The sequence below is a fragment of the Ornithinimicrobium cerasi genome (assembly GCF_003702705.1).
Taxonomy (GTDB): Bacteria; Actinomycetota; Actinomycetes; order Actinomycetales; family Dermatophilaceae; genus Ornithinicoccus; species Ornithinicoccus cerasi.
Genome location: NZ_QZMN01000006.1, coordinates 206,579 through 217,434, shown reverse-complemented (window position 1 = coordinate 217,434; position 10,856 = coordinate 206,579). Strand labels below are relative to the sequence as shown.

13 protein-coding genes and 1 tRNA gene are annotated in these 10,856 nt (G+C 72.4%); 6 read left to right on the top strand and 8 right to left on the bottom strand.

Annotation, left to right across the window (positions count from 1 at the left end; genetic code table 11):
- Window position 1: 1 nt before the first annotated feature.
- The 3 genes from D4B81_RS09060 to D4B81_RS09050 all read right to left on the bottom strand — a co-directional run bounded on the left by D4B81_RS09060 (window position 2) and on the right by D4B81_RS09050 (window position 2,334).
- A complete protein-coding gene (locus tag D4B81_RS09060) occupies window positions 2–469 on the bottom strand; it encodes an FHA domain-containing protein FhaB/FipA (protein WP_097189415.1) in 468 nt (155 codons plus the stop codon).
- Complete coding sequence (locus D4B81_RS09055) at window positions 469–1,344, bottom strand: FhaA domain-containing protein (protein ID WP_122262101.1); 876 nt, start codon at window positions 1,342–1,344, stop codon at window positions 469–471. Before D4B81_RS09055 ends, D4B81_RS09060 begins: the two co-directional genes overlap by 1 nt.
- 105 nt (window positions 1,345–1,449) lie before the next feature.
- Window positions 1,450–2,334, bottom strand: coding sequence for a hypothetical protein (locus tag D4B81_RS09050; protein WP_161965077.1), 885 nt, complete (start codon window positions 2,332–2,334; stop codon window positions 1,450–1,452).
- 133 nt (window positions 2,335–2,467) lie between these two features.
- Between D4B81_RS09050 and D4B81_RS09045 the strand changes: the two genes are divergently transcribed.
- Window positions 2,468–2,554, top strand: a tRNA-Leu gene (locus D4B81_RS09045).
- A gap of 97 nt (window positions 2,555–2,651) precedes the next feature.
- Window positions 2,652–3,683 carry an L-glyceraldehyde 3-phosphate reductase gene (mgrA, locus tag D4B81_RS09040; protein ID WP_122262099.1) on the top strand — a complete coding sequence of 344 codons (1,032 nt, stop codon included), beginning with the start codon at window positions 2,652–2,654 and terminating at the stop codon, window positions 3,681–3,683.
- On the opposite strand, the gene D4B81_RS09035 is transcribed toward mgrA, so the two are convergent.
- On the bottom strand, window positions 3,680–4,783 hold the full coding sequence (locus tag D4B81_RS09035; protein ID WP_122262098.1) for an NAD(P)/FAD-dependent oxidoreductase: 1,104 nt from the start codon (window positions 4,781–4,783) through the stop codon (window positions 3,680–3,682). The two genes, mgrA and D4B81_RS09035, sit on opposite strands and share 4 nt — an antisense overlap.
- A gap of 27 nt (window positions 4,784–4,810) precedes the next feature.
- Here D4B81_RS09035 and D4B81_RS09030 point away from each other — a divergent pair, with 27 nt between their 5' ends.
- On the top strand, window positions 4,811–5,299 hold the full coding sequence (locus tag D4B81_RS09030; RefSeq protein WP_122262097.1) for a helix-turn-helix domain-containing protein: 489 nt from the start codon (window positions 4,811–4,813) through the stop codon (window positions 5,297–5,299).
- 41 nt (window positions 5,300–5,340) lie between these two features.
- On the opposite strand, the gene D4B81_RS09025 is transcribed toward D4B81_RS09030, so the two are convergent.
- From D4B81_RS09025 to D4B81_RS09010, 4 genes are all read right to left on the bottom strand, one after another.
- Entirely contained in the window at window positions 5,341–5,829 is a 489-nt protein-coding gene (locus D4B81_RS09025) for an SRPBCC family protein (protein ID WP_122262096.1), read from the bottom strand.
- Between the two features lies 1 nt (window position 5,830).
- Window positions 5,831–6,157 (bottom strand): ArsR/SmtB family transcription factor, encoded by a 327-nt coding sequence (locus tag D4B81_RS09020; protein WP_122262095.1) that lies wholly within the window; start codon window positions 6,155–6,157, stop codon window positions 5,831–5,833.
- Between the two features lie 62 nt (window positions 6,158–6,219).
- Window positions 6,220–6,582, bottom strand: coding sequence for a VOC family protein (locus D4B81_RS09015; RefSeq protein WP_097189422.1), 363 nt, complete (start codon window positions 6,580–6,582; stop codon window positions 6,220–6,222).
- 123 nt (window positions 6,583–6,705) lie between these two features.
- On the bottom strand, window positions 6,706–7,524 hold the full coding sequence (locus D4B81_RS09010; protein WP_122262094.1) for a hypothetical protein: 819 nt from the start codon (window positions 7,522–7,524) through the stop codon (window positions 6,706–6,708).
- A gap of 474 nt (window positions 7,525–7,998) precedes the next feature.
- Between D4B81_RS09010 and D4B81_RS09005 the strand changes: the two genes are divergently transcribed.
- Genes D4B81_RS09005 through D4B81_RS08995 form a run of 3 tightly spaced genes read left to right on the top strand, consistent with a single transcriptional unit; the run spans window position 7,999 to window position 10,855 of the window.
- A complete protein-coding gene (locus D4B81_RS09005; protein ID WP_122262093.1) occupies window positions 7,999–9,852 on the top strand; it encodes a hypothetical protein in 1,854 nt (617 codons plus the stop codon).
- A gap of 38 nt (window positions 9,853–9,890) precedes the next feature.
- Window positions 9,891–10,274: a DUF2237 family protein gene (locus D4B81_RS09000; RefSeq protein ID WP_122262092.1), complete on the top strand. Its 384-nt coding sequence runs from the start codon at window positions 9,891–9,893 to the stop codon at window positions 10,272–10,274.
- 8 nt (window positions 10,275–10,282) lie between these two features.
- Window positions 10,283–10,855: a protein-L-isoaspartate O-methyltransferase family protein gene (locus D4B81_RS08995; protein ID WP_122262091.1), complete on the top strand. Its 573-nt coding sequence runs from the start codon at window positions 10,283–10,285 to the stop codon at window positions 10,853–10,855.
- Window position 10,856 lies beyond the last annotated feature (1 nt).

Sequence of the window (10,856 nt, the reverse complement as noted above, 5' to 3'; positions counted from 1 at the left end):
GTCAGCGGCGCAGCTCGAGCACGGTCTGGCCGATGCGGATCTGGGCACCGGGGTCGAGGCGGGCACCCGTGCCGATGCGCTCGCCGTTGACGAGGGTGCCGTTGGTGGAGCCGAGGTCGTCGGCATACCAGGCGTCCGACCCGGGGTAGATGCGCAGGTGCCGTCCGGAGGCGTAGTCGTCGGTGAGGACGAGGGAGCACTCGGGGTTGCGGCCGACGAGCAGCCCCGACTCGTGCAGGGGCACCGTCGTGCCGCGCAGGCGTCCCTCGGTGACGACCAGGTGCCGGGGGTTGTCGCGGCGCTGGCGGCGCTCGGCCCGCGTCTCGCGGGTGGGCCGGGCCGGGCCGGCGTTGCGGCTGACACGGGTGCCGTAGAGGTCACCGCGCAGCACCCCGACCACCGAGAAGACGAAGGTCCAGAGGAGGACGATCACGCCGAGCCGGACGAGGTTGAGGGTCAGCTCACCCATCAATTCTCCAGACGGAAGGTGAGGTGCGTCCGTCCGATCGTGATGCGGTCACCCGTGCGCAGCTCCTCGCTGCCGACCTGCTCCCCGTTGAGGTAGGTCCCGTTGGTCGAGCCCAGGTCGCGCAGGACCACCTGGAGGTGGGGGCCGTCGGAGCTGATGCGCAGCTCGGCGTGCCGGCGGGAGACGCCGGGGTCGTCGACGGGCAGGTCGGCCGAGGAGTCGCGGCCCAGGACGGTCACCGCCGCCGACAGCGGCACGCTGCGCCCCTCGACCTCCAGGACGGGGCGGGGTGAGCGGCCCCGGGCCCGGGACGGGGCGGGGTCGGGCGATAACTCGCGGGTCTGCGGACGGCGCTCGCCGCGCGCGGCGGCGGACGCCTCGTCGACCGGCGGACGGTATGCCGCGTGCGGGTCGTCCTCGGGAGGCCGTTGCTCGTCGCGCTCGCGGCGCTCGTTGCGCGGCGTGGCCCGGGCGTACTCCCGGGCACCGCCCCGGCCGGAGCGTCCGTCCTTGGCCGCGGGCCGCACCCGGAAGATGCCGGTCTCCAGGTCCTCGCCGGAGACGAGGCGCACCTCGAAGGGGCCGGGCGCGACATACCGCTGAGCGTCCGCGTGGTCCTCAGCGGCCGCGACCAGCTCGTCGGTGAGGGCCCGGGAGTAGGAGTCGAGGCGCTCGTAGTCGGTGTCGGCCAGCTCGATGGTGAAGACGTTGGGGACCATCGTGCGGCCCGGCCCGAGCACGGCGGCGCGGTCGTCCATCGACTTGCGCATCGCGGAGGCGATCTCGACGGGCTGCACCTCGGCCTTGAAGACGCGGGCGAAAGGCTGCTTGACGGCGCGCTCGAGCCCGCGCTCGAACTTGTCGAACACTCCCACGACCTGTCCTCTCCTCGTCCTCGGCACCGGACGCGCATGCTGGGTCAGCGTCGATCGTACTTGTCCGCGCTGGCAGCACCCTGGAGGAAGAGGGGTGGGAGTGGCTCACGGTCCCGGGATCCAGGCGCCCATGTGGACCACCCCGTGGTCGCCGCCGTCGAGCACCACGTCGGGGTCGAGCACGAGCAGCTGAGGGTGCATGTGGAACGGATCGGCGTCGGGGCGCTCGTCCGGCTGCTTGTCGGGGTAGTCGAAGGTCATCGTCAGGTTGCCGTCGGGCGCCCCGGTGACGAACCCGAGGTCGGTGATCCGTGAGCCGTGGGTGTCCGGGCTGTAGCGGGTCGCCGCCGCGACGACGTCGGGCGTGGCATACCTCTCCAGGGTGGGGACGTCCTGCTCGATGATCGCCGTGTGGAACGTGTCGACGTAGGCGTTGAGCGCACTGTCCGCCCGCCGCAGCGCCGGGTCGCCGACGGTGAACCGGAGGTCGACCACGGCGGCCTCACCTCCGAGGGAGCCGGTGTCCATGAAGGCCGTGATCGACCCGCCGGTGGGGTGCTCACGCGTCAGCTCGTGGGGCGTCGCGGGATTCGTGGAGGAGGGCTCCCAGCCCTCGGCCGGGATCCCCCACGCGCTGATGCCGGCCTCGACCGCGGGCGAGACCAGGGCTGCCACCCGGTCGGTGTCGCCACCCGCCCACGCGGCGATGAGGTCGTCCAGGTAGGCGTCTGCATCCTGCGGGTAGGCCGCATCGGTCGCCTCGTCCTCGGCCGGCTCACCGGCCGTGCTGGTCGGCTCCTCGCTGGTGGCGTCCTGATCGTCACCGTCGGTCGGCTCGGGGGTGGCCGTCGCGCCCACGCCCGCCGCCGGCGCGGACGTCGAGGGCTGCACCTCCGTCGCGGGCGTGGCGGACGGGTCGTCCGAGGCCTGCGCGCACCCCACGAGGGCGAGCGTGAGCGTCATACCGGTCAGGACTGCGACACGCGACATCGGTGCTCCTGGTAGGTGGGAGGCGGTCCGTCGATCCTAGGGACGTCGCGGAGCGGGCCGCGGTCGGGCCCTGCTGAGGCCTGTCGACGATTTCGGGCCTCCAGAAGGTGCGTGCTAATCTTGCCCGGCACTTGCGCGAGTGGCGGAATAGGCAGACGCGCACGGTTCAGGTCCGTGTGTCCGAAAGGACGTGGGGGTTCAACTCCCCCCTCGCGCACCATCACGGTGAGTGAAGAGCCCCCGGTCGACCAGTCGACCGGGGGCTCTTCCGTGTCCTGGGGGCGCCGCCCGGCGGCCGGGCCGTCAGACTGAGGGGTATGACGTACCTCCCCTCCGAGTCCCGCTACGACTCCATGCAGTACCGCCGTGTCGGCCGCTCCGGCCTCGACCTCCCGGCGGTCAGCCTGGGTCTGTGGCACAACTTCGGGGACGACGTGCCCTTCGAGCGCCAGGAACAGGTGCTGCGCAAGGCCTTCGACCTCGGCATCACCCACCTCGACCTGGCCAACAACTACGGCCCGCCCTACGGCGCTGCGGAGGAGAACGTCGCCCGGCACCTGCGCCGCAGCTTCGCCGGCCTGCGCGACGAGCTGGTCATCTCCACCAAGGCCGGGTGGGACATGTGGCCCGGGCCCTACGGCAAGGTGGGCGGGTCGCGGAAGTACCTCGTCGCCAGCCTCGACCAGTCGCTGCGCCGTACCGGTCTGGACTACGTCGACATCTTCTACCACCACCGGCCGGACCCCGACACGCCGCTGGAGGAGACGATGGGTGCGCTCGACGCGATCGTGCGGGCCGGCAAGGCGCTCTACGTCGGTATCTCTTCCTACTCGGCCGAGGACACGCGACGGGCCGCGTCGATCCTGGACGAGCTCGGGACCCCGCTCCTCATCCACCAGCCCTCGTACTCGATGCTGAACCGCTGGACGGAGGAGGACGGGCTGCTCGACACCCTGGAGGAGGTCGGCGCGGGCTGCATCGCGTTCTCACCGCTGGCGCAGGGCATGCTCACCGGAAAGTACCTCGACGGGGTGCCCGAGGGTTCCCGCGCCACGCAGGGCAAGAGCCTGTCGACGGACCTCATCACCGAGGAGACGGTGGAGCACCTCAGGGCGCTGGACGCCGTCGCGTCCGGGCGCGGGCAGACGCTGGCCCAGCTGGCGCTGGCCTGGGCGCTCCGGGACCCCCGGATGTCGTCGGTGCTGATCGGGGCCAGCAGCCCGGAGCAGCTCGAGCAGAACGTCGGTGCCCTCGGGCGGCTGGACCTCTCCGACGACGAGCTCGCCGAGATCGACCGGCACGAGGTGGACTCGGGCATCGACCTCTGGCGTGGTGCCCGGCTCGGTTAGCCGGCCCGCGCCACCGCCGCCTGCTCGTCGGCGATGAGCTCGGCCGCAGCGGTGGCGCCCGCGAGCGACCCGGAGGCGATGGCCTGGGCGACCGAGGTCATCGGCATCGGCAGCGCCTCGACGTGCGCCATGTCGCCCGCGGCGTAGACGCCGGGCCGACTCGTGCGGCAGCGCTCGTCGACACGGACGCAGCCGGAGCCGTTGGCGGCCAGGCCGAGCTGCTCCGCGAACGGCGCGGCCTGGTGCAGGGTGGTGGCGACGAAGACCCCCGCCACCTCCAGCGTGCCGCCGCCGGCGAGCCGCACCAGCACCCCGTCGCCCGACCTGGTGACCTCCGTGACGCGATCGGTCACGACGACGGCCGGGAGCCCGTCGGGGGCCGCCTCCCCGTGGGTGAGCACGACGACCTCGCTCGCGACCGGCCGCAGGAGGGCCGCGAGGTGCGGCGCCGGCGCCGCTCCGAGGATCGCCACCCGCCGTCCGGCGAACTCGTGACCGTGGCAGAACGGGCAGTGCGCCACCAGGTCACCCCAGAGGTCGGCGACCCCCGGGACGTCGGGGAGCTCGTCGCGCACCCCGGTGGCGAGGACGACCTTGGCGGTGCTCAGCCGGGACCCGTCGGCGAGCTCGACCAGGTATGCCGTCCCGCCCCTCTCCCCGCCCTCCTTCTCCCCGACTTCCTCCTCCGCGGCACTCACGTCCTCCGCGACTCTCAGGCGGGTGACGCGGCCGTCCCTGACCTCGACCGTCGGGTAGGCCGCGAGCTCCCCGCGGGCGATCCGGCGGAACTCCGCAGGAGGCGTCCCGTCGCGGGTCACGACGTTGTGCAGGTGCGCCGCCGGGGCGTTGCGCCCCTCGCCGGCGTCGACGAGGACGACGTCCCGGTGGACCCGCCCGAGGGTGAGTGCTGCCTGCAGCCCCGCCGGGCCGGCCCCGACCACGACGACCTCGACGTCCCTGTCCGCCGGTGCCCCGTCTTTGTCCGCTGGCGCCCCGTGCTCGACCTCGCTGTCCGTTCGCGCCTCGTGCTCGGCGTCGCTGTCCGCTGGTGCCCCATGGGGGCTGCGTCGACCTGTCTTGCGGGTGATGTTCTCGCTCATGGTTCGAGGGTGTACCTTCAGGTTGACATGAAGGCAAGCCCCACCGTCCCGGTGTCCTGGTCAGTCGGTGAGCTGGCCGCCCGCGTCGGTGTCGCGCCCCATGTCCTGCGGCACTGGGAGGACGTGGGGCTGCTGTCGCCGGTGCGCAGCTCCTCCGGTTATCGCCGCTACTCCCGCGACGACCTCGTCCGTGTGCTGACGATCCAGAGCAGCAAGGTGGCGGGGATGAGCCTCGACCAGGTCAGGGCCCTCCTCGACGTCGACGCGGAGGGGCGTGCCGAGGTGCTGCAGGGGCACCTGGACGCGCTCGCCGCCCAGACCCGCGAGCTGGAACGCTCCCGGATGATGACCGAGCACGCCCTGCGCTGCCGGGCGCACGACGTCGCGCAGTGCCCGCGGTTCGCCTCCTACGTCGAGGACCTCGTGGGCGGCGTCGCGCGCGAGCCGGGCGTCGACGGCATACCCGGGTGGTCGGAGGGGTTGCGCCCGGCCCGTGAGCAGGACCCCCCGGGCTGAGGCACGGGCCGGTCAGGCCCTGGGTCGAGGACCTGGGCGGCTCAGGCTGCGAGGAAACCGTCGATCTGGTCGATCGAGGAGCGAGCCCCCTCCTCCACGCCCATGTCGAGGACCTGCTGGAGCGCCTCGACCGTGTCGTAGGTGGACGTGTAGACGGCATGGGTCCCACCGTCGGCCGCCTCGAACGTGAAGACGTTGTGGGAGACGGGGAGACCGGGCGTGGGGGTGAAGTCGTCCGCGTCGGCGAAGCCATCCTCGAAGGAGAAGCTGCGCGGGGCGTCGACTCCGGTGATCTCCCAGAAGCCGGCGTACTTCTCGCCCTCAGGTCCGGTCATGAAGTAGGTGGACGTGCTGCCGACCGTCAGCTCGTGGTCCACGAAGGTCGCCGGGTGGGTGGGCGGACCCCACACCTTCTCCAGCTGGCGGGCGTCGGCATACAGCGCCCACACCCGCTCGACCGGGGCGTTGAAGCGCGCCTCGATGGTGATGGTCCTGCTGTCCGGGTCCGTGGTGACGTCGGTGACGGGCATGTCAGTTCTCCTTGAGGTAGGTGTCGATGCGGTCGACGCGACCGCGCCAGATGTCCTCGAGCTCGGAGAGCATCGAGGCGACCGAGCGGACGGCCTGCACGTCGCCCGTGGCCAGCTGCTCGCGGCCCTGGCGACGTTTGGTGAGCAGGCCGGCCCGCTCGAGGACGGCGACGTGCTTCTGCACCGCGGCGAAGCTCATGTCGTACTTCGCCGCGAGGGCGGAGACGGAGTGCTCCCCGGCCAGCACCCGACGCAGGATGTCGCGTCGCGTGCGGTCGGACAGCGCGTGGAAGAACGCGTCCGCGCGCTGCTCGTCCGTCTCGTCCACGACACCAACATACAACCGATCGGTTGTATGTTGTCAAGGGGTCCGACGGGCGGACCCTCCTCTCAGGCCTCGGTGGTCCCCTCGTAGAGACCCACCACGTTGCCGTCGGGGTCGCTGAAGATCGCCCACCAGCTCGTCTCGCTGATGGGTTGCTTCTCCATCACGACCTCGGCGCCGAGCTCGACCGCCTTCGCCAGCGTCTCGTCGATGGAGTCGACCTCGACGTACGAGCGCGGCTGGGTGAAGCCCTCCGAGCGGGGCGCCAGCCCACCCCCGCTGATCTTGTTCGGGGCCTGCCACATGGGGTAGCCCTCGAACCCGGGAATCTCTGCGATCTGCCACCCGAACAGTCCCCCGTAGAACTGGGTGGCGGCTTCCAGGTCGGCCACCGGGATGTCGATGTGGGTGATGTCTCCGTGCGCCATGCTCCGCTCCTCCGTCGGGTATGCCGTGTCCGCCCGGCTCAGGCGGACGTCCCCAGCATGGCACCGTGGACCGACAGGGTGTCCTCACGTCGCCGGCCGCGCGGGGTGAGGACCGTCGGTCCCTCAGTCAGCGGTGGTGGCGGACGCGGAGCCGGCCCGCGGGGCCCTCCTGGACAGGGAGAGCATGAACACCCCACCCAGCAGGTCCATGACGCCGATGACCACGACCAGGATGGTGAGCCACCCGGAGTCTCCGGTCACGAGGCGCCAGAGCCCGAAGACCGTGAGCAGGACGCCGAGGACGAGGTAGAGCACACCTCGCTTGCGGAGGAAGGCCGGGTCCTGACGCGGGTCGGCGGGGGTCGTCACCGTGGGGGTCGCTGCAGAGCCGTCGGAAGGGTGGGGCGTCGAGGGGTCCGTCGGGGTCGAGGGGTCGGGCGAGGTCGAGGTGTCCTCGAGGGGCGAGGGCTGCTCCGTGTCCGCTGCGGAGAGGCGACGGGTCGCGGCGCGACCCACCTCGTCGGCGAAGGTGCCGTCGAAGGAGGAACCGGTCTGGGGGTCGTACGCCTCGTAACCCGTCTCCTCGGCGACGATCCGGACGGTCTGACGCACCTGCTCGTGGAACGCGTCGAGGTCGTCCTGGTCCGTGTAGGGGAAGCTGACGGCCGCCGACTCGGCGAAGAGCTCCACCTGGAGTCCGGTGTCGCCGACGGAGAGCTCCCCGTAGACGTCACCGCCCGTCTCCTCCGCGACCCACGTCTCCAGGTCGTCCGGGAGGGCCTGGCGCAACCGGGTCTCGATCCGGCGGAAGGTCGCCACACCCCGCTCGAGGGCGCCGGCGTCCGCCAGGGTCGAGTCGTCGGTGTCCTCCCCGTCGGCCGCGACGATCTCGTCCCAGTCCTGTCCGGGCGTGCGGGGGTAGAGGAGGATGTCGTAGCTCATGGGCACCATCCTGCCCTGACGACGTGGGTCGGGGCGACGGACCCATGGGTGGCCCGCACGTTGTCCCCAGGGCGCAACGGCACCTCGAAATCTTCGAACAGGTGTGCTAGCCTGGGGCGCAGACAGCGGGCCGGGCCGCGACGAGGGTGGATGAGGGGAGGGGTGGAGATGGCGCTCTTCGAGTGGTCCTCGGCCGACGCACCTCTGGTCCGCTCCCCCGGGGAGCGTGACCTTGAGGAGACGCTCCGACGTGTCGAGGACGAGCGACGTCGGGCGGCTGTCCTCGCTTTGGCGACTGCTGAGCGGGTCCGGCCGCAGGCAGGGACCGGTGCAGGTTCGATGCTCCTGCAGCCGGACCTGCCGCCGCACCTCGCACCAGGACCCGCACCAGGACCGGCACGAGGACCGGCACCAGGTGTTCCGTCAACCTCGCACGATGCTGGGGCTGTCCGGGGGGATGACCCCGCGCCGTCGGTGGCGGCGCTTCGTCAGGTCGGCGTGCAGCGCGCTCAGGACGACGCCCGTCTGCTGGAGGCGGTGGCCGACCTGATCGCCGCGGTGGAGGTCGCCGTGCTCGAGCGCAAGGGGCTGATCGGGGCTGAGCTGCGGCGGTCGCAGGCACGTGTGGTGGACGCCGAGGTGCGGCGCCTGGCGGTGGCCGAGGTCGAGGTCGCGCTCGGCTTCTCGGTGACGGAGGCCCGGCACGTGGTGGCGGTGGTGTCCTCAGGCTCAGAGCTGCTCGGGCTGGTGATGGACGCCCTGCGCCGCGGCGAGGTCTCGTGGTGGATGGTGCGCTCGTTCTGGGACCGGACGGCCTCCCTGGGTCCCGAGGCCCGGCTGCTGGTGGCGTGGGCCCTGTTCGGGAAGGACGCGGCGACGGCGGCGGAGGAACGGCTGGACCCTGATGGTGAGCTGCGGGTGGGCCCCTGGCCGCAGTCGTGCTTCGACGCTGCGCTGGGCCGGGAGGTGGAGGCCTGCCGTGGTCAGGACGTGGCGGGTGAGCGTGAGGCGCGACGACGCGCCTACGCGAGGCGGCGCGCCAGCGTGCGACTCCACGAGGACGGCACGGCGACGCTGTCGGTGACCGGTCCGGCGGCAACCGTGGTCGCAGCGGGGCAGCGCGTGGACCGGTGCGCGCGGGTGCTGCGCCGCGCCGGTGACTCACGCACGCTGCAGCAGCTGCGCGCGGACGTGACGGAGGCGCTGCTGCTCTACGGCACGTTCGCGCTGCCCTCCCCCGCCCCCGACGCCCAGAGCCCCGACTCCACGAGCCCCGAGCCCCCGAGCCCTGCCCCCTCCAGCCCTGCGACCACGGGCTCCACCGGCCCGGCGGGATCGCCGACGGTGTGCCCGGCGGGGACGTGCGCAGCAGGAAGGTGCTCGCCCGAGAGCTGCCCAGGGATCGTCGACGACGTCCTGGCTCCGGAAGATCTCGAGCACCTGGCGCGGGTCATCAACGCGCAGCCCGCGGTGCAGCTCCAGGTGGTCGTCCCCGTGGACACCCTGAGGCTCGGATTTCCCATCTGCTCCGGCTGCGCGCAACGGCTGGACATCGAAGACCAGCCGGCCACCGTGGTGCGGCCGCGCCCAGAGAGCGGCCCGGACCGACGCAGCACTCGTGAACCGGGGGAGGACTCTGCCCTCGACCTCGACCCGTATCCCGACCCCGGCCCTCCAGGCAGAGGTCTGGTGGGTGAGGCGCTCGGCCCCTCCCCCTTCTTCCTGAGCCCCGGTCACGCCCGTGAGCTTGCTCTGCTACCGGGCACGACGATGCACCGGTTGCTCGTCGACCCGGCGGACGGCCGTCTGGTGGAGAGGTCGATCGCGGCCTACCGCCCCGACGCCGAGATGCGTCGCCAGGTGCTCGCTGCGGACGTCTACAGCCGGACGCCGGGGTCGCGGCTGGGCGGGCACGCCGGCGAGCTCGACCACGTCACCCCGTACGGGTGGGCCGGCGGCCCGACCAGCGAGGTCAACCTGGCCCTCCTCGCGCGCCAGCCGCACCGGTTCAAGACGCAGGGCTACTGGCACCTGAGCCTGGGCGCGCGTCGCGACCTCACGGTGACGACGGTGCTGGACCAGATCGTCACGACCCGCGTCCACGACTACCGCCAGTACCTCCACGTCCGCGATGCCGAGGACCTCGACGACCGACGGGACCGCGCCAACAGGCTCACCTACGCGGCCTCGGCGCAGGACCCTCGCACCCGCCTGGGTCGGGCTGGGGACGGCTACGTCACCGTCACCCACGTCGGGCCGGACGGCTCGCGCCGGCCGGGGCCACATCCTGACCACCCCACCCTCGACGACCTCCTCGGTCATGACTGAGACTCGCCGACGAGGCTGCGTGGTGCGACGATCAGACCATGCGCAACGTGCTCGGAGGCGAGCTGGAGGAGTGCAGCGCCGACCCGGTCACCGGGTTCACCCGCTCCGGTCGCTGCGAGGTGACCCCGGACGACATCGGGGTCCACGGGATCTGCGCCGTGATGACGGAGGACTTCCTGGAGCACCAGGTCGAGCTCGGCAACGACCTCGTCACGCCGGTCCCGGAGTGGCGCTTCCCCGGCCTGCGCCCCGGTGACCGCTGGTGCGTGGTGGCCGTCAGGTGGCTGCAGTCCGAGCGCGCGGGACGCGCCGCCCCCGTGGTGCTCGCCAGCACCTCCGAGGCGGTCCTCGCCCTGGTGCCGCTCGAGATCCTCCAGCTGTATGCCGTGGACGTCCCCGACGACCTCTCCGGCCTGGTCTGAGCTGCACCATGAACCGCGCAGGTCGCCGGGTCTCGGTCGCGATGAACGCGACCCCGCGGGCCGACTACCTGCCGCCCGACGTGCGGCACCGTGCCGCCGAGGACGCGCCGTTCCCGATCGGCCACGGGGCTACGAACTCCCAGCCGAGCACGGTTGCCGCCATGCTCCAGCTGCTCGACCCACGACCGGGCGACCGTGTCCTGGACGTCGGTGCGGGCTCGGGGTGGACCACCGCCATCCTGGCGCGGCTCGTCGGCAGCGGTGGGTCGGTCCTGGGGCTGGAGATCGTCCCCGACCTCGCCGAGGTAGCGGCCGAGCGGATGAGCGGTCACGACCTCACCTGGGCGACCGTGGAGGTCCCGGCCGCGGGGGTCCTCGGCGATCCGGACCGGGCCCCCTTCGACCGGATCCTCGTCTCGGCGATGGCCCAGGAGCTGCCGGAGGCGCTGGTCGCGCAGCTGCGCGTCGGCGGACGCCTGGTCGCCCCCGTCCAGGGGCGCCTGCTCGTCGTCGACCGCACGCCGTCCGGTGTCCGCACCTCGCAGGCGCCGGGCTACTACCGGTTCGTCCCCCTGCGCTGAC

Excerpts from the sequence above, each read along its gene's own strand:
- D4B81_RS09025 (WP_122262096.1), bottom strand. The coding sequence starts at position 5,829 with ATGCCCGTCACCGACGTCACCACGGACCCGGACAGCAGGACCATCACC.
- D4B81_RS09010 (WP_122262094.1), bottom strand. The coding sequence starts at position 7,524 with ATGAGCTACGACATCCTCCTCTACCCCCGCACGCCCGGACAGGACTGG.
- D4B81_RS09015 (WP_097189422.1), bottom strand. The coding sequence starts at position 6,582 with ATGGCGCACGGAGACATCACCCACATCGACATCCCGGTGGCCGACCTG.
- D4B81_RS09035 (WP_122262098.1), bottom strand. The coding sequence starts at position 4,783 with ATGAGCGAGAACATCACCCGCAAGACAGGTCGACGCAGCCCCCATGGG.
- D4B81_RS09030 (WP_122262097.1), top strand. The coding sequence starts at position 4,811 with ATGAAGGCAAGCCCCACCGTCCCGGTGTCCTGGTCAGTCGGTGAGCTG.
- D4B81_RS09000 (WP_122262092.1), top strand. The coding sequence starts at position 9,891 with ATGCGCAACGTGCTCGGAGGCGAGCTGGAGGAGTGCAGCGCCGACCCG.
- D4B81_RS09060 (WP_097189415.1), bottom strand. The coding sequence starts at position 469 with ATGGGTGAGCTGACCCTCAACCTCGTCCGGCTCGGCGTGATCGTCCTC.
- mgrA (WP_122262099.1), top strand. The coding sequence starts at position 2,652 with ATGACGTACCTCCCCTCCGAGTCCCGCTACGACTCCATGCAGTACCGC.
- D4B81_RS09050 (WP_161965077.1), bottom strand. The coding sequence starts at position 2,334 with ATGTCGCGTGTCGCAGTCCTGACCGGTATGACGCTCACGCTCGCCCTC.
- D4B81_RS08995 (WP_122262091.1), top strand. The coding sequence starts at position 10,283 with ATGAACCGCGCAGGTCGCCGGGTCTCGGTCGCGATGAACGCGACCCCG.